At 41.3% G+C, this 22,730-nt stretch carries 29 protein-coding genes and 1 tRNA gene; 14 read left to right on the forward strand and 16 right to left on the reverse strand.

The genetic code is table 11. From position 1 onward, the window contains the following. Positions 1 to 54 precede the first annotated feature (54 nt). Complete coding sequence (locus ACM9H2_RS02885) at positions 55 to 633, reverse strand: 2Fe-2S iron-sulfur cluster-binding protein (RefSeq protein WP_415488000.1); 579 nt, start codon at positions 631 to 633, stop codon at positions 55 to 57. A gap of 129 nt (positions 634 to 762) precedes the next feature. On the opposite strand from ACM9H2_RS02885, the gene ACM9H2_RS02890 reads away from it, so the two are divergent. Beyond that, positions 763 to 1,464: a type 1 glutamine amidotransferase gene (locus ACM9H2_RS02890; RefSeq protein ID WP_415488002.1), complete on the forward strand. Its 702-nt coding sequence runs from the start codon at positions 763 to 765 to the stop codon at positions 1,462 to 1,464. Beyond that, positions 1,451 to 2,830, forward strand: coding sequence for a phosphoglucomutase/phosphomannomutase family protein (locus tag ACM9H2_RS02895; RefSeq protein ID WP_415488004.1), 1,380 nt, complete (start codon positions 1,451 to 1,453; stop codon positions 2,828 to 2,830). Before ACM9H2_RS02890 ends, ACM9H2_RS02895 begins: the two co-directional genes overlap by 14 nt. On the opposite strand, the gene ACM9H2_RS02900 is transcribed toward ACM9H2_RS02895, so the two are convergent. Both ACM9H2_RS02900 and samp2 read right to left on the reverse strand, forming a co-directional pair. After that, the gene (locus ACM9H2_RS02900) at positions 2,816 to 3,193 is read right to left on the reverse strand and encodes a GNAT family N-acetyltransferase (protein ID WP_415488006.1); all 378 of its coding nucleotides are present in this window, start codon (positions 3,191 to 3,193) and stop codon (positions 2,816 to 2,818) included. The two genes, ACM9H2_RS02895 and ACM9H2_RS02900, sit on opposite strands and share 15 nt — an antisense overlap. Before the next feature lie 39 nt (positions 3,194 to 3,232). After that, positions 3,233 to 3,430: a ubiquitin-like small modifier protein SAMP2 gene (gene samp2 / locus ACM9H2_RS02905; RefSeq protein WP_415488008.1), complete on the reverse strand. Its 198-nt coding sequence runs from the start codon at positions 3,428 to 3,430 to the stop codon at positions 3,233 to 3,235. A gap of 78 nt (positions 3,431 to 3,508) precedes the next feature. Between samp2 and ACM9H2_RS02910 the strand changes: the two genes are divergently transcribed. Both ACM9H2_RS02910 and alaS read left to right on the forward strand, forming a co-directional pair. After that, positions 3,509 to 4,477 carry a replication factor C small subunit gene (locus ACM9H2_RS02910; RefSeq protein WP_415488010.1) on the forward strand — a complete coding sequence of 323 codons (969 nt, stop codon included), beginning with the start codon at positions 3,509 to 3,511 and terminating at the stop codon, positions 4,475 to 4,477. Positions 4,478 to 4,537: 60 nt separating this feature from the next. Then, the gene (gene alaS / locus ACM9H2_RS02915) at positions 4,538 to 7,306 is read left to right on the forward strand and encodes an alanine--tRNA ligase (RefSeq protein ID WP_415488012.1); all 2,769 of its coding nucleotides are present in this window, start codon (positions 4,538 to 4,540) and stop codon (positions 7,304 to 7,306) included. A 28-nt stretch (positions 7,307 to 7,334) separates the two neighbouring features. On the opposite strand, the gene ACM9H2_RS02920 is transcribed toward alaS, so the two are convergent. Then, positions 7,335 to 7,439 (reverse strand) — tRNA-Arg (locus tag ACM9H2_RS02920). 91 nt (positions 7,440 to 7,530) lie between these two features. Between ACM9H2_RS02920 and ACM9H2_RS02925 the strand changes: the two genes are divergently transcribed. Further along, positions 7,531 to 8,061, forward strand: coding sequence for an AAA family ATPase (locus ACM9H2_RS02925; protein ID WP_415488014.1), 531 nt, complete (start codon positions 7,531 to 7,533; stop codon positions 8,059 to 8,061). Between the two features lie 2 nt (positions 8,062 to 8,063). Here ACM9H2_RS02925 and ACM9H2_RS02930 read toward each other — a convergent pair whose 3' ends face one another. The 9 genes from ACM9H2_RS02930 to ACM9H2_RS02970 all read right to left on the reverse strand — a co-directional run bounded on the left by ACM9H2_RS02930 (position 8,064) and on the right by ACM9H2_RS02970 (position 13,593). Continuing rightward, positions 8,064 to 8,615, reverse strand: coding sequence for a magnesium transporter (locus ACM9H2_RS02930; protein ID WP_415488016.1), 552 nt, complete (start codon positions 8,613 to 8,615; stop codon positions 8,064 to 8,066). 1 nt (position 8,616) lies between these two features. Beyond that, positions 8,617 to 9,189 carry a magnesium transporter gene (locus ACM9H2_RS02935; RefSeq protein WP_415488018.1) on the reverse strand — a complete coding sequence of 191 codons (573 nt, stop codon included), beginning with the start codon at positions 9,187 to 9,189 and terminating at the stop codon, positions 8,617 to 8,619. Between the two features lie 88 nt (positions 9,190 to 9,277). Next, positions 9,278 to 10,654 carry a signal recognition particle protein Srp54 gene (locus ACM9H2_RS02940; protein WP_415488020.1) on the reverse strand — a complete coding sequence of 459 codons (1,377 nt, stop codon included), beginning with the start codon at positions 10,652 to 10,654 and terminating at the stop codon, positions 9,278 to 9,280. Positions 10,655 to 10,719: 65 nt separating this feature from the next. Then, positions 10,720 to 10,953, reverse strand: coding sequence for a hypothetical protein (locus ACM9H2_RS02945; protein WP_415488022.1), 234 nt, complete (start codon positions 10,951 to 10,953; stop codon positions 10,720 to 10,722). Positions 10,954 to 11,029: 76 nt separating this feature from the next. Further along, a complete protein-coding gene (gene ftsY, locus ACM9H2_RS02950; RefSeq protein ID WP_415488024.1) occupies positions 11,030 to 12,040 on the reverse strand; it encodes a signal recognition particle-docking protein FtsY in 1,011 nt (336 codons plus the stop codon). 6 nt (positions 12,041 to 12,046) lie between these two features. Continuing rightward, complete coding sequence (locus tag ACM9H2_RS02955) at positions 12,047 to 12,436, reverse strand: iron-sulfur cluster assembly scaffold protein (protein ID WP_415488026.1); 390 nt, start codon at positions 12,434 to 12,436, stop codon at positions 12,047 to 12,049. A gap of 58 nt (positions 12,437 to 12,494) precedes the next feature. Further along, on the reverse strand, positions 12,495 to 13,163 hold the full coding sequence (locus tag ACM9H2_RS02960; RefSeq protein ID WP_415488028.1) for a translation initiation factor IF-6: 669 nt from the start codon (positions 13,161 to 13,163) through the stop codon (positions 12,495 to 12,497). 2 nt (positions 13,164 to 13,165) lie between these two features. Further along, a complete protein-coding gene (locus ACM9H2_RS02965) occupies positions 13,166 to 13,444 on the reverse strand; it encodes a 50S ribosomal protein L31e (protein WP_415488030.1) in 279 nt (92 codons plus the stop codon). After that, on the reverse strand, positions 13,441 to 13,593 hold the full coding sequence (locus ACM9H2_RS02970; RefSeq protein ID WP_415488032.1) for a 50S ribosomal protein L39e: 153 nt from the start codon (positions 13,591 to 13,593) through the stop codon (positions 13,441 to 13,443). The genes ACM9H2_RS02965 and ACM9H2_RS02970 overlap by 4 nt, the downstream gene beginning before the upstream one ends. A gap of 159 nt (positions 13,594 to 13,752) precedes the next feature. Between ACM9H2_RS02970 and ACM9H2_RS02975 the strand changes: the two genes are divergently transcribed. From ACM9H2_RS02975 to ACM9H2_RS02985, 3 genes are all read left to right on the forward strand, one after another. Beyond that, complete coding sequence (locus tag ACM9H2_RS02975; protein ID WP_415488034.1) at positions 13,753 to 14,463, forward strand: tetratricopeptide repeat protein; 711 nt, start codon at positions 13,753 to 13,755, stop codon at positions 14,461 to 14,463. Position 14,464: 1 nt separating this feature from the next. Continuing rightward, positions 14,465 to 14,770 (forward strand): DUF424 domain-containing protein, encoded by a 306-nt coding sequence (locus ACM9H2_RS02980; protein WP_415488036.1) that lies wholly within the window; start codon positions 14,465 to 14,467, stop codon positions 14,768 to 14,770. Between the two features lie 73 nt (positions 14,771 to 14,843). Then, complete coding sequence (locus tag ACM9H2_RS02985) at positions 14,844 to 16,085, forward strand: aminotransferase class V-fold PLP-dependent enzyme (protein WP_415488038.1); 1,242 nt, start codon at positions 14,844 to 14,846, stop codon at positions 16,083 to 16,085. A 5-nt stretch (positions 16,086 to 16,090) separates the two neighbouring features. Here the strand turns inward: ACM9H2_RS02985 and ACM9H2_RS02990 are convergent, their stop codons facing one another. Then, positions 16,091 to 16,777: a TOBE domain-containing protein gene (locus tag ACM9H2_RS02990; protein WP_415488040.1), complete on the reverse strand. Its 687-nt coding sequence runs from the start codon at positions 16,775 to 16,777 to the stop codon at positions 16,091 to 16,093. 111 nt (positions 16,778 to 16,888) lie between these two features. Between ACM9H2_RS02990 and ACM9H2_RS02995 the strand changes: the two genes are divergently transcribed. Genes ACM9H2_RS02995 through pfdA form a run of 5 tightly spaced genes read left to right on the forward strand, consistent with a single transcriptional unit; the run spans position 16,889 to position 20,254 of the window. After that, positions 16,889 to 17,824 carry an extracellular solute-binding protein gene (locus ACM9H2_RS02995; protein ID WP_415488042.1) on the forward strand — a complete coding sequence of 312 codons (936 nt, stop codon included), beginning with the start codon at positions 16,889 to 16,891 and terminating at the stop codon, positions 17,822 to 17,824. Continuing rightward, the gene (locus ACM9H2_RS03000; RefSeq protein WP_415488044.1) at positions 17,821 to 18,606 is read left to right on the forward strand and encodes a molybdate ABC transporter permease subunit; all 786 of its coding nucleotides are present in this window, start codon (positions 17,821 to 17,823) and stop codon (positions 18,604 to 18,606) included. The genes ACM9H2_RS02995 and ACM9H2_RS03000 overlap by 4 nt, the downstream gene beginning before the upstream one ends. Then, entirely contained in the window at positions 18,593 to 19,630 is a 1,038-nt protein-coding gene (locus ACM9H2_RS03005) for an ABC transporter ATP-binding protein (protein WP_415488046.1), read from the forward strand. Before ACM9H2_RS03000 ends, ACM9H2_RS03005 begins: the two co-directional genes overlap by 14 nt. 47 nt (positions 19,631 to 19,677) lie before the next feature. After that, positions 19,678 to 19,857, forward strand: coding sequence for a 50S ribosomal protein L18Ae (rpl18a, locus tag ACM9H2_RS03010; RefSeq protein ID WP_415488048.1), 180 nt, complete (start codon positions 19,678 to 19,680; stop codon positions 19,855 to 19,857). After that, the gene (gene pfdA / locus ACM9H2_RS03015; protein ID WP_415488050.1) at positions 19,844 to 20,254 is read left to right on the forward strand and encodes a prefoldin subunit alpha; all 411 of its coding nucleotides are present in this window, start codon (positions 19,844 to 19,846) and stop codon (positions 20,252 to 20,254) included. Before rpl18a ends, pfdA begins: the two co-directional genes overlap by 14 nt. Before the next feature lie 37 nt (positions 20,255 to 20,291). Here pfdA and radA read toward each other — a convergent pair whose 3' ends face one another. Further along, positions 20,292 to 21,362 carry a DNA repair and recombination protein RadA gene (radA, locus tag ACM9H2_RS03020; protein WP_415488052.1) on the reverse strand — a complete coding sequence of 357 codons (1,071 nt, stop codon included), beginning with the start codon at positions 21,360 to 21,362 and terminating at the stop codon, positions 20,292 to 20,294. A 202-nt stretch (positions 21,363 to 21,564) separates the two neighbouring features. On the opposite strand from radA, the gene ACM9H2_RS03025 reads away from it, so the two are divergent. Beyond that, the gene (locus tag ACM9H2_RS03025; RefSeq protein ID WP_415488054.1) at positions 21,565 to 21,738 is read left to right on the forward strand and encodes a hypothetical protein; all 174 of its coding nucleotides are present in this window, start codon (positions 21,565 to 21,567) and stop codon (positions 21,736 to 21,738) included. Positions 21,739 to 21,745: 7 nt separating this feature from the next. Here ACM9H2_RS03025 and htpX read toward each other — a convergent pair whose 3' ends face one another. Further along, positions 21,746 to 22,651, reverse strand: a complete 906-nt coding sequence (gene htpX, locus ACM9H2_RS03030; RefSeq protein ID WP_415488056.1) for a zinc metalloprotease HtpX — start codon at positions 22,649 to 22,651, stop codon at positions 21,746 to 21,748. Positions 22,652 to 22,730 lie beyond the last annotated feature (79 nt).

Below are 22,730 nucleotides of genomic sequence, written 5' to 3' on the forward strand. Positions count from 1 at the left end.
GTCTTTGTGGACAAGTGAACTTAAGGATGATTACTCGTTTCTATGAGGATAGATCTAAGGGGATTCGCCGGTTTCGAGGCGCAAGTTAGATACTGGATAAGCGACACAAGTGAGACAATATCCAGAATTGAGTTCGTCTTGAGATATCATTTCTTGATCATCGTGGAAGGCCAACTCCGCTGCAGAACCGTTGGTGATTTTACCTGCACAAGAGAGGCAACTACCTTCTCTGCAGGCGTAGGGCATGTCCCACCCCTGTTCCTCTCCAGCTTCAAGTAAAGTTTGGTTTTCTCGGACTTCGACCGTGAGTCCTTCTTTTACATACTCAATTTTAAATACTCTAGCGTCGCTGTCTGGGATGTCTTGGGGTCGATGTTTAGAAGATTCTTCGATTTCCGATCCCATATCTTCAGTGGAAGAATCGGTGGCAACAGAGGATCCAATTACTATGGCACCTGCGGCCCTACTCATTGGTTCCGGGAAAGTCGTCTCAGAAATTGCCAAAGCCCTTTGCGCTAAAATAGATGGGGCTATGTCTTCTTTGGATTGCCATTGTTGTCCTCTAGAAAAATGAAGACCTACAAAGGCAGCTGTAAGAAAGACGCCTAATGCCATACCCATTAAATCAACCATATTCCGGGTTATGGATGGCTAGTTTAAGGCGGTTTTGATCCCAGATCATAAAAAGAATATCTGAATTTTAGAAATATTGCTTAAAGGGAATGGATAAATTTATTGAAAGCTACTGGGGTGTAGAGATCAATGGAAAGATTGCAAGTAGCCGTTTTGGATGCGTCTTATAACGATGGCCATGCCCGTAGGAACTTTAGGAGAGAAATGGGAGTAGAAACTATTGAGTTTGATGTTACAAGAGGGGACTTGCCGCAGAATTTTGATTTTGATGCGATTGTTGTCACAGGGTCCCGTGCTTCTGTATATTGGGAAGATGAATGGATTGGAAATTTAAGGGAATGGCTTGAGGAATCGGTTAGAAGAGAAATTCCCCATCTTGGTGTTTGTTTTGGCCACCAAATTATGGCAGTGGTATTGGGGGGGAAAGTAGAATCGATGGGTGACTTTGAAATTGGATATAATGAAATTCAAAGAGTAGGGGAAAATAGGCTTTTGGAGGGAATTTCAGAGACATTTGTCTCGTTTTCTACCCACGGTGATGCGGTTGTTGAGATCCCACCTGGATCTCTACTGATTGCAGAAAATGAATATGGAATACAAGGATGGAATAAAGGGAATATATGGACTGTTCAATTTCATCCAGAATATGATTTGAAGACTATTGAAGATACTACACCTAAAAAAGAAGGCCCACTTATTCCTCGTGCAAAAATTGAAAAAATATTAGCAAAATCGACAAAGGTTACATATCATAAAATAAGCGAAACTAAGCGACTGTTTGATAATTTTATAGAATTGGTGTCGGAGGTGAAACGACATGGAACAAATTAAATTTGGGACAGATGGGTGGAGGGCGACTCTCGATATTTTTACAGCAGAGAGAGTTAATTTAGTAGGGGAAGCGATTGTGTCTTATGTTAGGTCTGTCGGTCTCGAAAAAAAACCAATAATAATTGTGCATGACGCCAGGGAATCATCTCCAATTTTTGTCAAGGGGTTATATGAAAAAATGACTCAATTGGGTCAAAATGTAATATGCGGAGATAGGGACTATCCAACTCCAATGGCTGCGTGGACAGTTGTGGATAGAGACCTTGCAGGTGCCATTGTGATAACTGCTTCCCACAATCCACCAGAATATAATGGGATAAAATTCATACCGGCAGACGGAGCTCCGGCCCTTCCAGAAGTAACTACAGAGCTAGAGAAATATTTAATGAATCCAAACAGCGTGCTGAAAGGAGGAGGAAAGGTGGAAGTGGTAGATTTTATGGGGCCATATGTCAAACATGTCAAGGGGCTAGTTGGAACGGACCTCAAAGGGTTGGAGGTTGTATATGATGCTATGCATGGTAGTGGAAGGGGGATTACAGATGAAATCCTTAGAGAATCGGGGGCAAATGTTAAATCGATAAGAGATTATTTGGATCCTACATTCGGTGGAACTCCACCAGAACCAAAATCCGAAAATCTAGAGTTGCTGGTTGGGTCTATTCAAAGTGGAGAAGGAGATATTGGAATTGCTAATGATGGGGATGCAGACCGGGTGGCGGTTGTGACCCCGCGAAGAGGGTGTCTTGATGGAAATTTGTTATTTGCAGTGCTTTATGAATATTTACTTGAAAGAGATACAGGTCCCGCAATTCGAACGGTTTCGACGACGTACTTAATTGATAAAATAGCAGAATTCCATGATGAATCAGTAGTTGAAGTTCCAGTGGGTTTTAAATGGGTTGCCCAAGCTATGAAAACTCACTCGGCCTTATTTGGGGGAGAAGACTCGGGTGGTTTTTCTATGAAAGGACATGTTAGAGAAAAAGATGGTATTTTAATTGCTCAGTTAGCGGCCTCGGCAGAAGTAGAAAGGTCATTGGATGAAAGAGTGGATTTAATTTTAGAAAGGCATGGTGAAGTTCACAATCTAACGCAAAATATAGTTTGCCAAGAATCAAAGAAAAAAGAAGTACTGAATAAAATTCATCAGGTCGTGGGGGATGAATTTTCAGGGGTTAAAATAAAACAGATTAATGCTATCGATGGGGTTAAAATTTTATTAGTAGATGGATCATGGATTCTCCTACGACCTAGTGGTACAGAGCCAAAAATGCGCATATATACAGAGGGAAATAGCAAGCACAGGGTTGAAGAATTGGTGAGGGCGGGGGAAGAGTTGATCAATGAATTAATAGGATCCTAGGTATCTTCCATCTGTTTTAGATGAAATTGAAAATCCTAATTTTTGGTAGAATTGCAGAGATTCCTTATCGAATTCGGCGATGAGAGGTTTGTTTGAGTTCTTAGCGGCAGTTTTCACGAGAGCGGATCCAATTCCTTGATCACGGCGCTTGGATCTAACGGCAATCACTTCTATAGTATTCCCAGTAGATACGAGAATGCCAAGAATCGTTTCGGAGGACTCTGCTACTAGAACTTCTTTAGAAGAGATTCTACTTTGAACGATTTTCAAGTCTAGTTGGAGCATAGATCCATCAATTATATTCATAACAGAAGGTAGATCGGGGATGGTGGCACTTCGGATGTTGAATCTACTGTATTCCACAAGAGCAGTATGTAAGTTGCAGGACAAAGGTTTACTGAATTAACCCCCACTGAGGACCGTTAATAATTTAGAATGAGCAGCAGTGACAGGGGAATCATGAGGTATAGGGATCCCATCTACCAATATTACAACTTCATTTGGAGATATGCCTATGTCTCGTAATAAGTCGACATATGTCTGGTTGGAAACATCAAACTCATGGGTGTCTCCACCTACAATTGAAAGTGTTGCTTTCACATAGTTTTTAGAATATCGATTGATTTTAGAGTATCGACTTTCCACGGGGTTTAAGATTGGGAAAGACGTCGAGAGAGCATGGATGATACTACCTCACCTGCGAAGGAGGGGATATGGATTGAAAAATACAGACCTAGATCACTATCGCAAATTGTTGGTCAAGAGGCGATAACCTCGAGGTTAAAAGGTTATGTTGAGAAAAAAGACCTACCGCACCTACTTTTTTCGGGTCCCGCGGGGGTGGGTAAAACGACGAGCTCTGTCGCTATTGCCCAAGAGATATATGGAGAGAAATGGAAGGAAAATTTTCTTGAACTTAATGCATCTGATGAGAGAGGAATTGACGTTGTTAGGAATAGAATAAAGAATTTTGCCCGGTCTTCTTTTGGGAAATATGACTACAAGATCATATTCCTTGATGAAGCAGATTCACTAACCAAAGATGCTCAAAGTGCTTTGAGAAGAACAATGGAACAATTTTCTCATAATACTAGGTTTATACTATCATGTAATTATTCCAATAGAATCATTGATCCAATTCAATCTAGATGTGCAGTATTTCGATTTCCACCATTATCGGATGAAGCCATATCAGAGAAGGTGAGAGAAATCGCAGGGGAAGAAGGAATAACGATTACAGAGGGGGGAGTGGGGGCAATTATATACGTATCCCAAGGGGACATGAGAAAGGCGATAAATTCACTTCAGGCTGCTTCAATAACAGGTGAAGAGGTTGAAGAAGATGGAGTGTATAAGACAGCCGCATCTGCAAGACCGGAGGACATACATTCGATGGTAGAAAAAGCACTAAGCGGAGATTTCATAGAAGCCAGAAAAATATTGGAAATATTGCTGATAGAAGGTGGAGTTTCGGGAGGCGATATAATAGATCAGATATATCGATCGGTGTGGGAATTCCAAGTGAATAATGAGAATGCAGTGCTAATGATTGATAGAATTGGGGAAGCGGAATATAGGATTTCGGAAGGGGCAAGTGAGAGAATACAATTAGAGGCACTTCTTGCGGCTATATCGATGAAAAGTTAGTAGAGAGAAAGGTGGCCAAGCCCGAAATCCTTTTGTTCGGATAGGCACGATACGGCCACAATGAGTGATTTGGAGAAAGAATACTTCCTTGATTATTTTGAAAATGAGGGATTTTTTCGAAGAGAATGCAAAGGTTGTGGGGTATTCTTTTGGACAAGAAATGAATCTAGGCATAAATGTGGGGAATCCCCATGTGAAGAGTATAGTTTTATCGGGAATCCGGGGTTTAATAAGAAATACACAGTAGATGAAATGCGGGAGAAATTCCTCTCATTCTTTGAAGAGAATGATCATACGAGAATTGATCCATATCCTGTTGCAGCTAACAGATGGAGAGATGATGTATTGCTAACTCAGGCTTCCATATATGATTTCCAACCTCTCGTCACTTCAGGAGAAGTTCCACCTCCTGCAAATCCATTGACAATAAGTCAGCCGTGCATAAGGATGCAAGATATCGACAATGTTGGCCGGACGGGCCGGCATACGATAGCTTTTGAGATGTTGGCTCATCATGCGTTTAATGTGCGGGAGGGAGGACCAGATGAGTTGGCATATAGTGGGAAAATTTATTGGAAGGATGAGACGGTTAGATATTGTGATGAATTTTTAAAGGAAATGGGTGCAGATCTACAGGAAGTAGTATACATAGAAGATCCATGGGTGGGTGGTGGAAATGCCGGGCCTGCTTTCGAAGTAGTATACAGAGGTCTAGAGTTGGCTACACTGGTATTTATGTCGCTTAAACTGGATTCGGAGGGAGAGTATGAGTTAAAAGACGGGCAGTCATATTCCCCAATGCAAACGTATATCGTGGATACTGGTTATGGTTTGGAGAGATGGGCGTGGGTATCCCAAGGTACGTCTACAATTTATGAGGCCATCTATCCGGAAATGATAGAATTGCTCGCTGGAGATGTGGGAATAGAACATACTGAAGAAGAGAAGAAGCTATTGAATGGTGCATCTATGTTGGCTGGAGAACTAGATATAGATAAATCGAAAACATTTGAGATTGCGAGGGATAAAATTGCAGAAGAGCTGTCTGTTACGAGAGAAGAATTAGAACGACTGATGGCACCCATGGAAGCAATATATGCCATTTCAGATCATTGTAGAGCATTGGCATTTATGCTAGGGGATGGAATAGTTCCATCGAATGTTGGAACGGGATATCTCGCGAGAATGGTTATTAGGAGGGCAGAGAGACTGTGTAGCTCAATCGGTGTGGAGATGAGATTGGAAGAGTTGATAGATATACAAGCAGAGAAAATTGGATACAATAACCGAGAAGTTATTAGGGATATTGTATGTGCAGAGATTGAAAGATATGGGGAAACTCTTGAGAGAGGATCTAGAAAAGTAGATCAAATCGGGAAAGATTATTCTAAGACAAGAGAATCGATACCAACTGAGAAATTAATTGAACTTTATGATTCTCATGGGATTCAGCCCGCGATGGTGAAGGAGATAGCAGAAGGGGTTGGGGCAATGGTGGAAATTCCTGATGATTTTTATTCTCTTGTTGCCGCAAGTCACGAGAAAAGACAAAGTAAAAAACAAACAAAAATAGAGAAACTATCAAAGGTGAAAGAAAATATTCGTAAAACTAAAAGGTTGTACTATGACGATCAAACTCAAACTCATTTTGACGCAAAGGTAGTGGAAGTAATAGACAACAAAGATGGATCGTTCGAATTGGTTTTGGATCAAACTTTGTTTTACCCTGAAGGGGGTGGACAGCCTTCAGATCTGGGAAATATATCAAGTGGTAAAGCAAAGGTGAGAGTGGTAGATGTGCAGACAGAGGGTGGAATTATTTTTCACAATGTCGATGGGAATATAAAAGTTGGAAGTGCGGTTAGAGGAGAGATTGATAGTGGAAGAAGACAGCGATTGATGCGGCATCACACCGCGACGCATATTCTGGTTCACTCAGCTAGGCAATTGCTAGGCGAACATATACGTCAGGCAGGGGCTCAGAAAGGAGTGGACAATTCCAGGATAGATATACAACATTATCGAAAATTAAGTAGAGAAAATATCAGAGATATCGAAGCGATTGCAAATAAAATTATTGTTGAGAACACGATGATAGAGCAGGAATGGCTTGACAGGCATGAAGCAGAACGACAACATGGGTTTGATTTATACCAAGGAGGAATACCGAAAGGGGTAGATATCAGATTGATTCATGTTGCAGGGGATGTGCAAGCTTGCGCAGGGACACATGTGAAGAGAACAGGAGACATAGGGATTATTAAGATAGTGAATACAGAGAGGATTCAGGATGGTGTTGAGAGAATAATTTTTGCAGCAGGGGATGCTGCGTTGGTAGAGATACAAAGGACAGAGGACATATTGGTAGAAAGTGCAGATATGCTGAATATATCTCCTGCAGAGGTTCCCAAAACAACGCAACGATTTTTTGAAGAATGGAAAGAAAGAGGAAAATACATAGATAATTTGAGACGCGAAGTGGCTAAAAATCGTGGCGGAGAGGGGGCAAAAGAAATCGAGATAAATGGCTTAATAGTGGTGATTCAGAGGATTGACACAGATATGGAGCAGCTCAGGGAGATTGCGAATGCAATAGTAGAGGAAGGAAAGGTTGCAGTATTGGGCAGTGGGGATCGTGGGGCAAAAATGGTTGTGGCAGTGCCAACTGGTGGGGAGCTGAATGCAGGGAAAATATTGAATGGTTTAGCAGAAATGATAGGAGGAAAAGGAGGAGGTTCAGCAGAATTTGCGCAGGGTGGAGGACCAGAGGTTGATAAACTCGATCTAGCGCTAGAATCAGTAGAGGATCTAATAGCCTCAAGCGACTAGTTTGCAAATTACTTTTTCGGATTGATTACGAACACGACGGGAGTTGAACCCGCGACCATCGGATGACTCCCCCCAACACTATGCGTGAAGAGGATAGAAGTCCGACGCTCTGTCCAGGCTGAGCTACGTGTCCTATGCTTACTAGTGCTTTCAAGGAACAAAAATTGCAGGGTTCAATGTCGGTAAGTACGAGACATTAAGCTCGTACAAAATAAAATAGTATTATGGAGATAATTGGAATAGTTGGACTTCCAGGAAGTGGGAAAACAGAGATATCCAATTATGCTCAGGAGAAGGATATACCAGTCATATCGATGGGCGACGTTATTCGAAGGGAATGTTTAGAGAGAGGATTGGAACCAGCAGACCACCACGGGGAAATTGCAAAGAAACTTCGGGAAGAGTTAGGAAGGGATGCAATAGCTAAGTTGACTATTCCTCTAGTGCAGGAAGCGATAGGAAAAGGAAAAGGGGCAGTAATAGATGGAATAAGATCGGGAGATGAAGCGAAAGCATTTAGAAGGGAATTTGGAAAAAAATTCAAACTATTGAAAATCGAATCTCCATTTGAATTGCGTTTGAAGAGGATTGGAGAACGGGGGAGAGATAATCCTGAAGTAGAAACGCTAGAACAAAGGGACGATAGAGAATTGGGATTTGGTTTAGGGGAGGCGATAGAGAGTGCAGAGATTGGGATAGAGAATATAGGAACGATTGAAGAATTGCGTTTGGAGATTTCAAAACTGATTAGGTGAAATCATATTAAGAAAAATATAGTGGTTAAAAGTACAAATATACCGAAAACGTCGCAAAGGTTGGTCACAGTGGGGATGACAACATCGTCGGGATCTAGGCGGAGTAGGTATGAAGAGTAAGTTGTAATTAAAGCAATTATGGCCGTGAAAATGGAAATTAGTATGCCACTGAAAGTGGTGATTAAAACTATTTGGAATAGCCCTAATAGAGGTTCAAAAACTATGGTTGAGACTACCCAGGTTATCGCGCCAATGAGAGGGAAAATGGTGATAGATAGGGCCATGGTAGAAAGGATATTTCCAGTTAAGTGATAGTTACTAAATTTGAATTCCAGAAGCCCTAGATGGAATGCTGTAGAAAGTCTAGCAGAGAGGGTACTGCCAAGGCTTCCGGCAGTTCCTATGATAACAGGGACCAAAACCAATAATGAAGGATATTGGAAGAGAGTGGACTCAAAAGAGGACAAAACTAGTCCCATGGCGATCTCTATAGAAGTAAGGACTGCTAAAACAGGTAACATTGTTTTAGTGATAGATCGCATAGACCATGTCATATCAGCCACCCCCCATAATTATTCGGACTGCGAGGAGTAGAAATGAGAGTCCAAAGATGTCACCTATAGTTGCAACCAGAGGTCCTACAATAGTATCAGGATTCAGTCCATTTCGGTAGGCAGTGAAAATAACAGATATGACAGCAGTTATAAGCACGACTCCAGAGAATATTCCTGCTATCAATGCTATTGAAAGCAAAATGCCTAGAGGTGCGACTGGTTCGAATAGGAAAGTGAGTAAAAAGTAGGCGAAAATTGCCCCGATCGCTGCTGCAGATAACGCATTGATAAATGATGCAAAAACTACAGCTTTGATTCTATGATCTGAAAAAGAAATTTTTGGTTCTATGAGGCCCTGGTGGAGTCCTGTTGAAATTCGTGCTCCAAGAGACCCATAGACATTCCCCCTTATTGCTAGAAGGGCAGGGACCAATACTAGTAGTCCAGGGATTGCCTGCAACTCTGCTTTCATACCTCCAAGAATCAATCCTGCGATGATCCCACCAAGACTACTTAGAACGAGAGCAGGAAGACCCTCAAAATAGGCTTGAGTGGTGAGTTTCCGGAGGTTCATGTGGGTCATCTCCTTCTAACATATTATCCAAGAAGGGGTGGGGAATGTTAAAACGGCACCGTATTGCGATTTGAATGTAAAAATGGAATTATCTGAATAAGTCTAGATGGTCCATTCCCCCTCCTTTCTGCATCCGTTTCATAAGACGTTTTAAATCACCTTGTCCAAGTCCTTGCATTTGTTTGATTCCCTTTTCCATATTTCTATGTTGAGAAAGTAGCTCTCTAACTTCGTCTTCGCTTGTGCCAGAGCCTCGAGAAATGCGTTCTATTCTACTAGCACCTATGGTGCGAGGATTTTTTAATTCAGAAGGTGTCATGGAGTTCATGATTATATCATAGGTTACCATTTTATCTTTCGTCAAATCAACTGCCTCAGTGGAAATTTTGTTCAGAGAACCCTTTCCGAGGCTAGGCATTAAATCAAGAATTTGGTCCAATGGGCCCATTTTATTCATGGCGCGCATTTGTCGGCGCATATCGAGAAGGGTGAATGGGCCTTTTAGCAGTGACATGGGGTCCCAATCTTCGTCTTCATCTGCAAATTCTTGCATGGCGCGCTCGAGTCTCTCTGTAAGTTGTCTTAGATCACCCATACCAAGTAATCGAGAAATGAATCCATTTGGTTCAAATCGGTCTATATCTTGGATAGTTTCTCCAGCGCCTATGAAAGCGATAGAAGTATTTGTTTCGTGGATTGCAGTAAGTGCCCCTCCACCTTTTGCAGTACCATCAAATTTTGTTATGATAACGCCATCAATTCCTATTGCTTTGTGGAAGAGTTTTGCTTGGTCTTTTGCCCCTTGACCAAGGGCAGCATCAAGTATTAGAAGGGATCTATCGGGCTTGACGATGGATTCTATTTTTTGTAACTCGGTGATAAGATCATCTTCGAGGGCGTGCCTCCCTGCTGTATCGATGATTTGAATATCAGTGTGTTGCGTGGCTTCCATCCCAGACTGAAGTATTTCGAATGGGTCTTTGGAACTAGAGTCGCCGTAGAATAGTACCTCGGCTTTTTCTGCCATTTGTTTTGTTTGATCATATGCACCAGGACGGAAGGTATCTGTTTGAATTATCGAAGAAGAAAGTCCTTTTGTAGAGAACCAACGAGCTAGTTTTGCCGCTGTTGTCGTTTTTCCAGATCCCTGCAATCCAACTAATAGTATTTTTTGAGAACTAAGTGGAATATCAGAGCTATCTCCGATTAGATTAACAAGCTCTTCATATACTATTTTGAGAACGTGATCACTTGCAGATGCTCCAGGGGGTGGCTCCTGGTCACTAGCTCGTTCCCGAATGGAGTTGGAAAGAGACATGACTAGTTCGACGTCAACATCTGCCCCTAGAAGAGCTCTTTGGATATCTTTGATAACTTCACTTAATTCCTCTTGAGAAATACGTGATTTTCCTCGAAGTTTATCGAGAGATGCTCGTAGGGAATTTCCGAGATCGCCAAGTACCATCAGTAATGGTAGATGTCAGAACTTTAAATCATTATCAGTGTGAAAAATATACAGGAAAATCGAGATTATTGTTTATGTGTGAAAATCATGGGAGACCCACTAGGAGTTGTAGTGATACAAAGGTTCATAGGCTCGTCTAGGTTGAGACTAGTCAGATCTTTTTTACAAATTAAGAGGTTGTGGAAAGGGTTGTCGCAGGATGGGCAGGCGATAGCAGTGGTATTTTGATATGTTTTTAAAGCAGCATTTTCATGCCGAGGTGTCAGGAAGGATAATAACTCCTCGAATTGAGTGGTCATGATAGATAGATGGGTTGCGAAAAATAAATCATTTACTCTAAAACGCCATTACAAGAACTACCACATATATGAAGATTCAATTTAGTAAATTATCGACAAAGGTGATCGAATTGAAAGGCTCTAAATCTTCATATTCTTGGCCAGATCCGAGGAAAAGTATTGGTTTTTTAATAGCATGGGCGATTGAGATTGCTGCCCCTCCGGAAGTATCTGCATCAGTTTTTGTTAAAATGACCCCATTGATGGGTGCCATTTCGTTGAAATCACGTGCTCGATTGATGGCATCTTGTCCGGCTATTGCTTCGTCGACAAAAATAGTTAGGTCGGGGGAAACTACACGGTTGATTTTCTCTAACTGAGACATGAGGTCTTTATTTGTGTGAAGTCTCCCTGCAGTATCGCATAAGACTACATCCATCCCATGTGCTTTTGCATATTCTACAGCGTCGTAAAGAACTGCGGTGGGATCCCCGCCCTGTTGATGTGTGATGAGTTTCTTTCCTAGGGCTTCTGAGTGAACATTTAATTGCTCATTTGCTCCCGCGCGATAGGTGTCTCCGTTTGCTAAGACGGTAGAATATCCCATAGAATCGAGAAAATGGGCAAATTTGGCTAAAGTGGTAGTTTTCCCAACCCCATTTACACCGACAAAAATTATCACCACAGGAGGGGGGTTGGAAGATAAAAATGATTTAAAATCAAATGTGCTTTCGTCCAACACTGAAAGTAGTGCTTTTTTCAAAGTTTCCTCCACGACATTGTCTATTCCCGTTGTTATTTTTCTAGTAGTTCCAACTAGATCTTTTCGGACCGCATCAATTATCGCATCTACTACACTTATCTCTACGTCGGAAGACAGGAGGGATAGCTCAAGATCGTGGAGAGGAGATGAGAGACCTTTCTGATCAAAAATGGCCTTCCCTTGTGCCAAAGAAGAAGCTTTATCTTTGAGACTAATGGTTTCGGATGGCGTTTCTTCTTTGGTATCACTTGCAGGGAGTACATCCGATTCAGGGGGAGAATCCTCGAACGTGGATTTTATTTCTTTTTTGAAACGTTTGAGAGAAGACTTCAGGCTTTCGAACATAGTATACTATTCTGCCTTATATAACCGCACCCCATCTTGGATTATTTTCTCCGCCAATACTGCGCATTTGATACGCATGGGAGTTACTTCTACTCCCAATAATTCTAGGATATCATCGCGATCCAATTCATAAATTTCATCAATTGTTTTTCCTATGACAACTTCAGAAAGCATGCTAGCTGCAGCTTTGCTTATTGCACACCCTTCCCCTCTAAATGCTATGGCGATAATAGTGGTTTTTTCTTCGTCTAATTTGACATCGAATGTATATTCATCCCCACAGGATATATTTTCGCCAGTGTGAGTGAATGTTGGATCGTCTAATTTCCCATAATTGCGTGGATATTTATAATGATCTAGAATTTGCTGTCGATACATATCGGCTCCCAAAGACATATTCGAGTTGGATATGCCCTTGAGTAGTAAAATATTTATGATTATTTTTTTAGATCAATTAATCTGAGAGAAAACCAAGTGTCTCTTCAATTCGGCCTAGCTCGGGTCCGGTGGTATTTCCTCCTGAGACGTATCCATGAATATTGGCAACTAGACCGGATCCAATCAAGGGACCACCATAATTGATAGATCCGACATCGACTGGAGTTCCAAAGTGTTTTTGTAACTGGTTGAGTTCACTGTCAGAAGTGAGAGGGGGGCAAAGTACACCATTATTGGTAGCCACAGCCGCAGTTCCTACAGTGGGAATTCCCGCAATGGTACAGCGAATTACAGGGACATCGAGGGTCTGTTCTATTGTGGACACAGCTTTATCACTCAGATTTCCATGGGCACAAGCCCCTTGGTCGTTTGCCAATACAATATTTCCAACAGCATTGATATCGCCGGGGAGTTCTTTGAGTGGTAAATCTGTTTCAGAAGTTATGTTTTTCCTCTCGGATGCAGTTAGCTGAGAACTTGTGAGTAGGCCGGAATTATTACCACAGAGAAGTGCACCTGTTGTGATAGATCCACCTATGGTTGTTTCAATAGCATCGACTCTTAATTCGGAGCAGAGGCCATCTATTAGATCTTCATCTATATTTGGCATGATGAAAAGATAGTCATCTGTTACTGTGAGAAACACACCTACGCAAGAGGCACTAGATATATTAGTCTGAAACACGGCTAAGCTGCATATTCTGCCTCGACTACACTTAGCCCATCTTCTTCAAACAAAGCTGCACGGACGCGTATGTTGGGAGGAGGGTGCTTTTGGCCACGTGCCCAAACGATCTTGTTGATCGAGGGGTCGAGTCTTATTTCATCGAGGGAGACCTTAAAATGTTTTGCTAGATGCTGTCGGATTAGAGATATAGCTTTATCTGCACGTTTGTAGGATGGAACGGCAGTTACGCCACGCAGGGGGATCGTAACGACTCGTTCATCGAAGTTACTTGAGCTCATTCGTCTGTATTACTAAGGCGCCAATGGCGTCGTTTTGTATTTCTGATGGTTCCTCGATTAGTTTTTAAGATAACCCAAACAGGAACTCGACTATTCTGACGGTCAAGCTTGGCTAACCTTTTTTTCTTCGCTTTAGATTTCTTGACCATGGATGGGGTGTATCTATTGCTTAGTCTATTAAAACGCTATCCTTTCTGTTTTATCAGGAAATGTTCAAGCCAAATTATAGAGGAGAGGTTCGCAGGGGAGAGAGGTATAGTGAAAATGGAGGTCGTAGGGCTTAACTTAGGGCCAAACATAGTATAAATATGGTCGGACAAGAAGAAGACAAAAGTTGGAAAGAAGAACGTGGAAATGAGAACCCATATGAGGGGTTTGATTTAGATCCCAGAGTCTTGACAGTAGACATAGATCCTAGATATATAGATCCTGTTGATTCTCATGTATTGCCAGACCTGCTAGATGAATCCACAATACCGAAAGATCTAGTCGAAGTGGATGATTTGATGGAAATTGGATTATCATACATGATGATAGATCGATTTGAACAAGCAATTGATTCATTTTCGCGTGTTATTTGGTTTACAGAAGATAACGAATCCCTTCAAGAAGCATGGGTGAATAAGGGTGTTGCGCACTCAGGGTTAGAAGAGTGGGATGAAGCCATAGGATCATTTAGAGAGGCGATAATAACTGATGAAAAGGGGAAACACATCGCGACTGCAGAAAATAACCTTGCGTTTGCATTGTGGGAATTTGGGAAGGATGAAGAGGCACTAGAACACGTTGAAAGAGCTATTGAAGTGGATGATAGATTTGCAGAAGCGTGGTACAATAAGGGATTTTTCTTGAACGAAAGGGGACTTTTTGATCAAGCGTTATATTGTCTAGATAATGCAATTGGACTAGGGTATCGTAGTATAAATGTACTCCAAGAAAAACTTCGTTCGTGTGATGCTCTTGGAGATTATGAAGAGGGACAAAAGATTAGCGAAGTTATTGAGTTGATGGAGAAATAAGATGAAAGATAAAAAAATGATTCTAAAAGAGAGAATGACAGATCAAGGATTGTTGGTTTCGTTGTGTGATGGAGAGGTGATAGGGAAAACTTTCAAAGAAGGTAAAATTTCATTGACAGTTACAGAATCATTTTATTTGGGGGAAGAGGCTGAAGAAGAAACTATCAAAGAAAGTTTAAAAAACGCTAGCATAGCAAATATTATGGGGAAGGAATCGGTCAGAGTAGCGATAGAAACGGGGATAATTAGTGAAGATCACGTTCTGAAAGTTGGGGAAGTTCAGCACGCGCAATTTGTGCGTTTATGAAAATGACTATAGGTAAAATATAGTCAGGACCGAAGGTTAATTATCACTTCGGGTTAAATTGCCAATACGAGATATGTCAGGGTCAAACATACTAGATACAGAAAAGATAAGGAGGGATTTTCCAATACTAGATGTGGAAGTTAGAGAAGGAGTTCCACTAGTATACCTTGATAGTGCTGCGACTTCACACACACCGAATATAGTGTGCGAATGCATAGAAGAATACTACAAGAAAATTAATTCTAATATACATAGAGGCACGCACAAATTGAGCATGGATGCGACTGATGCATATGAGGAAGCCCATGATAAAATGGTTGAGTTTGTAGGAGGATCTGACCGTGAGGAAATGATTTTTACAAAAAGTACTACTGAATCTATTAACTTAGTGGCTCAATCGTGGGGATTGAGAGAGCTTGAGGAGGGTGATGTAATAATACTGACAGAAATGGAACATCATGCTTCTCTAGTAACGTGGCAACAGATTGGGAAGAGAACGGGAGCTACCGTGAAATATATCAAAATTGATGATTCGGGAAAACTAGATATGGAACATGCAAAAGAGATAATTGACAAGGATGTCAGGATGATGTCATTAGTCCACGTATCTAATGTTCTTGGAACGGTGAATCCAGTAAAAGAACTATCAAAAATGGTACATGAAAATGGGGGTTTAGTACTAGCCGATGGTGCCCAAGCGGCACCTAGTATGCCAATTGATGTTAAAGAATTAGATGTTGATTTTTATGCTTTTTCGGGCCATAAAATGGCAGGACCAACAGGAATTGGTTGTCTTTATGGGAAAGAAGAAATACTAGGGGTGATGGAACCATTTATGTACGGTGGCGAAATGATTCGAAAAGTCACATTTGACTCGTCTTCGTGGAATGACCTTCCATGGAAATTTGAAGCGGGAACCCCACCAATTTGTCAAGGGATTGCTCTTGCTCGGGCCGCAGATTATTTAGAAAAAATTGGCCTAGATAAAATTTGGCGCCATGATAATGAACTATCAGAATATACGATGAAATCGCTTTTAGAATTTGAAGGCGCAGAAATATATGGCCCCCCTATTGGTGAAGAGAGGGGTGGATTGGTATCATTTAATTTAGAAGTTCCCCACGCACATGATATTGCATCCATCCTTGATGACTACGGTATTGCTACTCGGGCGGGAGAGCATTGTACCCATCCACTTCACCGAAAGTTGGGTATTTCAGGAACGGTTAGAGCTTCTTATTACTTATACAATACGATGGAAGAAGTTGACAAATTAATTGCAGGAATTGAAGAAATCAAGAAAATATTCGAATAGTCACATCAAGATTGGAAAGGCACTGCTCGTGTGGATGTGGCTTTGAAGGTAGCCACTACGGGTGAGCCAAGTTCGAAATTTAATTGTTGGAGGCTTTCTAGAGAAACTAGAGCTATCATTGTGATATCAGACCCTACATCAAAAATGACTTCTGCGATTGCTTCATGGGAGTTGATTGAAGTGATGACCCCGACGAATCGATTTAGTGCACTAGTTACTATGGAAGAAGAAGTGAAAGGGGGAGAATGAAGTGTGATAGAATCAGATCTCAACGATACTTGCACATATTCTGCATCTGTGAAAAGAAGAGCTCTAATTGGTCCTGCAGAAGTAAGTATTGTTGCGAGTTCACCATCTCTAGATAGGACTTGTCCTTGTAATACTATTTCTTCAGTTCCGAGAATGTCAGCGAAAGTTACTTCTAATCGGGAGAATCGATCTAATAATCCATAAGCATTTTTGGTCAAAGAGCTTCCTCCGCCCCCGGGGCCACCACGTGTTCGAGTTAACAAAGGTCCAGAATGCTTTTCTAATTCCTGAATACGTTTGTGTGCTCGAGAATAGGACCTCCCAAGAGAAGAAGCAGCAGAATTTAGAGATCCATGCTTTGCTACAGCTTGTAAAAGAAGGGCATCTTTTGAATTGAAAGAGACAGAACCGATTCGAAAATGGAGATCGAATTCATTTTGCATGAATTGCATAGAGTGTAGAGATATAAAAGAGGTTATGTCTAATCGGACATAATGATAACTGTTATGTCAAGAGGGACATAATGATTAACAAAAGGGGAAAGGGGAATGAGAATGACACGTAGAGAGTTGATTTTTTTACCATTCATGTGGTCCATTTTACAGATAGGGGGATGCTTAAAACGGAATGGAGGTGGTTTAAATGGGGAGTGGGGGACAAATAGGGATCCAGTCTATTTACTAGTTGCCGGGAGTCTTCTAACAGCAATGGAAAGAGGTATGAAAAATGAGATTAAGATTCCACTGAGGGTTGAAGCCCATGGTTCGGTGGCCATTGCTCAATTGGTTAAAGATGGATTGAAAAATCCAGACATAATCTCAGTGTCAGATCCAATATTGTTTGAAAGATTGATAGAACCTAAATGGCATGTTGAATTCGCTACAAATCAAATGGTTGTTGCATACAATAAAAATACAGACGGTGGAAAGTTAGTTGCAAAAAGGGGAGAAGAAAAGTGGTATGAACCAATATTAAGAAATAACATAAAAATAGGGAGAACAGATCCGAATTTAGATCCATTGGGATACCGAACACTATTCCTATTGGAACTAGCGGAGTTGTATTATGAGAAGATAAATCTTAAAGATGAAATCCTATCCAAGAGTTGGGTTTTTCCGGAAATTGAACTGATGAGTTATTTTGAAATAGGTGGGATTGACGCAGCTATTGTGTATAAGAATATGGCTGTTGAACGAGGATATGACTACATTGAACTACCCCTAGAAATAAATCTAAGTTCTCCAGAGAAAGTGAATGATTGGTATTCCAAGGTCAGATATAAATTGAATAGTGGGGAGATTGTTCGGGGAGATGTCATAAAATATGGTTCGACTATTTGGTCGGAGGAATTTGATGCAGCTATTGTGAATGTTTTTGAAGAACATATTAAGGGAAATTATCTCCGGGAATTTGGATTTTACATCCCAGAAGCATATCCGAAGATTGTTGGAGATGTTCCAGATGGAATTGAAGGAGTGTTGGATAGATGAAAGGTAAAATCTCTACCATAGGGATTTTGGGAGGAATTCTCATGGTGTACTACATCGTCCCTGTCGTTTCATTGTTGTTTTGGAAAGCTAATGGTGCCATAATTCCAAGTATCATGAGTGAAGAAGTCATCTCTGCGACGATTACATCTGTGGGTACTTCGATAGGCAGTGTGTTGATTTCGTGTGTGTTGGGGATTCCGCTCGCATATTTTCTTTCGCGGACTGAGTTCAGGTGGAAAAATATTGTTTTATTCATAGTTTTTTTACCATTGGTGTTGCCCCCAATAGTTAGCGGGATGGTGTTGCTCACATTATTCGGACCAGGATCAATTTTGGGTTCTTTGGCTATGGATTCGGGTGTGTCATTGACCCAATCACTGGTAGGGATAATACTTGCGCAAGTATTTGTTGTATCTCCATTTGTTGTGATTGCGGCGAAGGTGGGATTCGACGCGGTTAACGAAAAACTCGAATATGCCTCAAGGGCCCTGGGGAGAACAAAAATTGAGACTTTCTGGAAGATTACATTACCACTATCGATGAGAGGGATAATTGCAGGAATGATGCTCGCTTTCGCTAGGGCAATGGGGGAGTTTGGTACAACTATAATGATGGCATATTATCCAAGGACTATGTCAACACAGATATGGGTTTCATTCATTACAGGAGGGATTGAAAAGGCATTCCCAATGGCAATATTGTTGTTAGGAAGTTCAGTGGTCGTAATATTATTAATCAGCTTATTAGGACAAGAAGTCAGAGGTAGCTATGCTCCATATTAAATCAATAGTCAAATCTATTGGAGATTTTACACTGGGGCCAATGGAGTTGACAGTGGGAAATGAAATTTTGGTGATTTTGGGACCTTCTGGTTCGGGAAAGACCACATTATTGAATGTAATTGCAGGGATTTTGCAGAGGGATGGTGGAGAAATTTTAATGGGAGAAATTGACATATCCGAAGAACCAATAGAAAATAGAAGTACTGCTATTGTATTTCAAGAGGATACTTTGTTTCCGCATATGACAGTTAGGGAAAATATCATGTATGCGAATGTAGAAGGGGAAAATATTTCGAAGGTTATTGATATTTTTGGGGTTGGGAAAATACTAGATCGGTCTATTGATACATTATCAGGAGGAGAGAAAAATCGAGTTGAGTTGGCACGCGCAATGGCATCTAAGCCGAAGATGTTGTTGTTGGACGAACCACTAAGCAGTTTGGACTATCCGGTTAGAAAGAAGTTGAGCACGGATCTGCGGAAGATATTGAAACGGATTGGAATACCGGTAATATATGTAACTCATGACAGAGATATTGCGTGGGAAATTGGGGATAAAATTGCAATTATGTCAGGCGGAAAAATATGCCAAATCGGAACACCAAAAAATGTATTTAAAAATCCTAAAACAGTGGTTGCTGCAGAGATAACAGGAGAATCAAACATCATAAAGATGGTCGTGGGTAAAAGTGGAAGGTTGGGGCACATAGTTGAGTGGGGAGACTACAAACTAGAAACCCAAGTAGATGGATTAGAAAGTGGCAGAGAAGTGCAGGTATGTATACGCCCAGAGGATATCGTTTTGAGGAAACGTGGTGAAGGTAAAAATTGGGTAAAGGGGGCGGTTATTGAAAAAATATTTAAAGGACACAGATATGCGGTGGAATTGCACATAGAGGGTGTAAGAGATCAAATTCGGGCGTATGTATCTTTAAATCAGAATGAGATTGAAAATTTAGAAGAGGGAATTCCAGTGAGAGTGTGTTTTCCAAAAGAATCCATCAAGATAATTTCAAACGGATGAAATTAGTAAAGTTCTTCCTATGGGGTATCTCATTGGAGTGTATGCCTATGTTCTCAATTCAAGGACGGTTTCGGTCAGGGACTCAATGGGCTCCGTTTAAAGTGGAGATAGATGCCCAAAACTCCGATCTTGCTGTCGAGCATTGCTATGCTAATTTTGGTAGTAAACATCACTTAAAACGGAATCAAATTATAGTTGAAGAGGTCTCATCTGATGAGTCAAGCTGACCCTGAACTCCAAGCATTATCTCAGATGATGATGGAAATAGAAAGCAGATTGGAAGTACTCCATGGCGAACTACAAAACTTACAGATGATAAAAGAAGATGTGGAGATGGCAATGGTGTCGATGGAATCTATTTCTACAGAATCTACCATCCAAGTCCCCCTTGGAAGTGAAACTTATGTTCGTGCTTCGGTGGTAAATGATGATGAATTCATTGTAGGGATAGGTGGCAATTATTCTCAAGGTCAGAACAAAGAGCAAGCGAAAATACTTCTTACGGAAAGGTCTCAGACAATAACATCTCGAATAGAAAATATTTCAAAAGCAATTGAAGAGTTAAAAGCCCAGGGTGTAAAATTAGGTCAACAGGCCCAAGAACAATTCTCCAACCTACAATAAAATAAAAATTATATCGAATAACTTGAGATCTGTAGAGTTATTCCGATTTAAGTCCGCCACCTTCAACAAGCATGATTGCCTCCCCATCCGCTAGGTTGGGGGCATCAACTAAACGGACTACCCGTTTAGTCCCTTTTGATTTTCGGAGGTATAATCTGAAAGTAGAGGTATGTCCAAGGATATTTCCACCTATTGGACGGGTAGGATCCCCAAAGAAAGAATCGGGATTGGAAGAAACTTGATTCGTTACGAGGGTGGCAACATTGTACAGGTCGTTTATTCGCATTAAATCATGAAGATGTTTATTAAGTTTTTGTTGACGAGAAGCTAAAGTCCCTCTACCAACATATTCTGCACGGAAATGGGCGGTAAGAGAATCAACGCAAACGAGTCGGATGGGGAATTTAGAATCCGAAGATTGACCAACTAGCTCCTTCGCTTTTTGTGCAAGTAGCATTTGATGGTTTGAATTAAAAGCCTTAGCAACGTGGATATTCTCAAGTACAGATTCGATCAGAGCCTCGATAGCAAATTCGTCTTCAGGGGATCCGTCAATTCCATGTAAACGCATTGTCGCTGCTTGGGTATCACTATCAAGACCACGAACCATATCGTCGATTCTTTCTGGGCGGAAGGTATCTTCGGTGTCGATAAAAATGGCAGATCCTTCGAGTCCTCCTAATTCTCTTGGAAGTTGGACATTTACAGATAGCTGGTGAGTAACTTGAGATTTTCCAGATCCAAATTGACCATATACTTCAGTTATAGATTGCGTCTCAACGCCGCCACCCAACAAGTCGTCTATCTCAGAAACACCCCATGTGAGTTTTCCAATTAGATCTCTTCGTTTTTTGACTTCTGTTGCCGTTTCAAACCCACCAATATCAGAGTTTTCCCTAGCGGCTTGTATAATATCTGATGCAGTGCTTTCCCCGATATCTGCAGTACTAGATAGCTCCATGGGACTTGCAACTGCTATGGCTTGATAAGAATCGAAGCCACTGTCTCGGAGTTTCTCTGCTGTTGCAGGTCCAACACCGGGTAAATCTTCCAAAGAGGTCTCAGGTTTCTTTGGAGTTTCTTCTTGTTCAGGGATACTTGGTTCCATAACGGATTGGTGTTAGAGCAGGGGGGATATAAACCTCCGTATACAGCGTAGTGAAAGTGTAAATGTAAACTAAATAAAATTATAAAGTCGCCCTATGTGATGATTTGGTGGGATCTAAATAGAAAAAGAACTATCAAATTTTTATTTTATTTATCAAATGATGGATAATGAATTTTATATCTCTGGCAGCATGAATTTGAGTATGGTTAAAAGTTCAATCGTGTTTGGGGCGTCACTAGGAATCATAGTTATTGGATTGGTATTGTTATTGTATGGAGAGTATGTCCAGCAAAAAGAACTAATTTGGGGAGGGGGCCTGCTTGCCCTAGCAGGAGTTGCAATCCAAACATATCAAATCTCGCTGCAAAAAGAGTGATTGGATTTTAGAAATTATATTGGAGTTCGTTGAGACGTTCGATTCGTTTTTCCATGGGAGGATGGGTTGAGAAGAGTTTACCAATGAACCCTACCTTAATTGGGATTATAAAGAACGCATTCATTTCGGATTGGGATGTTAATTCGCCTGCAGGGGGAATCATTGAAATTCCAGTAGAAATTTTCCGAAGTGCAGAAGCTAGTGCGGCGGGGTTTTGAGTTATTTCTGCGGCACCTCTATCGGCAGCAAACTCTCGATATCGAGAGAGTGCTCTTATTAACAAATAGGAAATGATCCAAACTGCCAACGAAATGGCTACCGCGGCCCAGACAGGGGCGGCGGCTCGGTTGTTTCTCCCACGGCCAAAGAAGAACCCCCAACGGACGATGAAAAATGCGATGGTAGATAGGAAGGATGCAATTGTCATAGTGGTGACGTCTCTATTTTTAATATGCGCAAGTTCATGTGCAATAACGCCCTCCAGCTCATCTTCGTTTAATAAGTTGAGGAGGCCTTCTGTGACGCAGACTGCGGCGTGATTCTTAGATCTACCAGTTGCAAATGCATTTGGCAGTTGAGTAGATGTTACTGCTATTTTTGGAGTGGGGAGACCAGCTTGCCAGGCGAGGCGTGTTACAGAAGCGTGGAGATCGGGATATTCAGTTTTATCAACTATACGTGCCCCCATGGAACGTAAAGCCAATGTATCAGAAAAATACCATTGGGCTATTGAAAAAAGTCCCAATATCGCGGCCATTGAAATGAGCCCCACATCGAAATATGTGGTGATTGCTGCGATGAAGAAGACATATAGTGCGAATAATAAGAACGTGGTTAAGATCATGCGGAATTGCAAACCAGGGTCTTTTTTCCATTTCGCGGGGGTGGAAGAGTATGTTGTGGAACTTACCATGTGGTCCGGTACGTAGAGGGATAATTAAAAATGTACCGAATTGAATGAATATATTTTGAAGAGTATAGCTACAAGATTA

This window comes from Candidatus Hikarchaeum yamanae (assembly GCF_009889665.1).
Classification (GTDB): domain Archaea; phylum Halobacteriota; class Halobacteria; order Halobacteriales; family Hikarchaeaceae; genus Hikarchaeum; species Hikarchaeum yamanae.

Excerpts from the sequence above, each read along its gene's own strand:
- ACM9H2_RS02885 (WP_415488000.1), bottom strand. The coding sequence starts at position 633 with ATGGTTGATTTAATGGGTATGGCATTAGGCGTCTTTCTTACAGCTGCC.
- ACM9H2_RS02890 (WP_415488002.1), top strand. The coding sequence starts at position 763 with ATGGAAAGATTGCAAGTAGCCGTTTTGGATGCGTCTTATAACGATGGC.
- ACM9H2_RS02895 (WP_415488004.1), top strand. The coding sequence starts at position 1,451 with ATGGAACAAATTAAATTTGGGACAGATGGGTGGAGGGCGACTCTCGAT.
- ACM9H2_RS02910 (WP_415488010.1), top strand. The coding sequence starts at position 3,509 with ATGGATGATACTACCTCACCTGCGAAGGAGGGGATATGGATTGAAAAA.
- alaS (WP_415488012.1), top strand. The coding sequence starts at position 4,538 with ATGAGTGATTTGGAGAAAGAATACTTCCTTGATTATTTTGAAAATGAG.
- ACM9H2_RS02925 (WP_415488014.1), top strand. The coding sequence starts at position 7,531 with ATGGAGATAATTGGAATAGTTGGACTTCCAGGAAGTGGGAAAACAGAG.
- ACM9H2_RS02930 (WP_415488016.1), bottom strand. The coding sequence starts at position 8,615 with ATGACATGGTCTATGCGATCTATCACTAAAACAATGTTACCTGTTTTA.
- ACM9H2_RS02935 (WP_415488018.1), bottom strand. The coding sequence starts at position 9,189 with ATGAACCTCCGGAAACTCACCACTCAAGCCTATTTTGAGGGTCTTCCT.
- ACM9H2_RS02940 (WP_415488020.1), bottom strand. The coding sequence starts at position 10,654 with ATGGTACTTGGCGATCTCGGAAATTCCCTACGAGCATCTCTCGATAAA.
- ACM9H2_RS02945 (WP_415488022.1), bottom strand. The coding sequence starts at position 10,953 with ATGACCACTCAATTCGAGGAGTTATTATCCTTCCTGACACCTCGGCAT.
- ftsY (WP_415488024.1), bottom strand. The coding sequence starts at position 12,040 with ATGTTCGAAAGCCTGAAGTCTTCTCTCAAACGTTTCAAAAAAGAAATA.
- ACM9H2_RS02955 (WP_415488026.1), bottom strand. The coding sequence starts at position 12,436 with ATGTCTTTGGGAGCCGATATGTATCGACAGCAAATTCTAGATCATTAT.
- ACM9H2_RS02965 (WP_415488030.1), bottom strand. The coding sequence starts at position 13,444 with ATGAGCTCAAGTAACTTCGATGAACGAGTCGTTACGATCCCCCTGCGT.
- ACM9H2_RS02970 (WP_415488032.1), bottom strand. The coding sequence starts at position 13,593 with ATGGTCAAGAAATCTAAAGCGAAGAAAAAAAGGTTAGCCAAGCTTGAC.
- ACM9H2_RS02975 (WP_415488034.1), top strand. The coding sequence starts at position 13,753 with ATGGTCGGACAAGAAGAAGACAAAAGTTGGAAAGAAGAACGTGGAAAT.
- ACM9H2_RS02980 (WP_415488036.1), top strand. The coding sequence starts at position 14,465 with ATGAAAGATAAAAAAATGATTCTAAAAGAGAGAATGACAGATCAAGGA.
- ACM9H2_RS02985 (WP_415488038.1), top strand. The coding sequence starts at position 14,844 with ATGTCAGGGTCAAACATACTAGATACAGAAAAGATAAGGAGGGATTTT.
- ACM9H2_RS02990 (WP_415488040.1), bottom strand. The coding sequence starts at position 16,777 with ATGCAAAATGAATTCGATCTCCATTTTCGAATCGGTTCTGTCTCTTTC.
- ACM9H2_RS02995 (WP_415488042.1), top strand. The coding sequence starts at position 16,889 with ATGACACGTAGAGAGTTGATTTTTTTACCATTCATGTGGTCCATTTTA.
- ACM9H2_RS03000 (WP_415488044.1), top strand. The coding sequence starts at position 17,821 with ATGAAAGGTAAAATCTCTACCATAGGGATTTTGGGAGGAATTCTCATG.
- ACM9H2_RS03005 (WP_415488046.1), top strand. The coding sequence starts at position 18,593 with ATGCTCCATATTAAATCAATAGTCAAATCTATTGGAGATTTTACACTG.
- rpl18a (WP_415488048.1), top strand. The coding sequence starts at position 19,678 with ATGTTCTCAATTCAAGGACGGTTTCGGTCAGGGACTCAATGGGCTCCG.
- pfdA (WP_415488050.1), top strand. The coding sequence starts at position 19,844 with ATGAGTCAAGCTGACCCTGAACTCCAAGCATTATCTCAGATGATGATG.
- radA (WP_415488052.1), bottom strand. The coding sequence starts at position 21,362 with ATGGAACCAAGTATCCCTGAACAAGAAGAAACTCCAAAGAAACCTGAG.
- ACM9H2_RS03025 (WP_415488054.1), top strand. The coding sequence starts at position 21,565 with ATGGTTAAAAGTTCAATCGTGTTTGGGGCGTCACTAGGAATCATAGTT.
- htpX (WP_415488056.1), bottom strand. The coding sequence starts at position 22,651 with ATGGTAAGTTCCACAACATACTCTTCCACCCCCGCGAAATGGAAAAAA.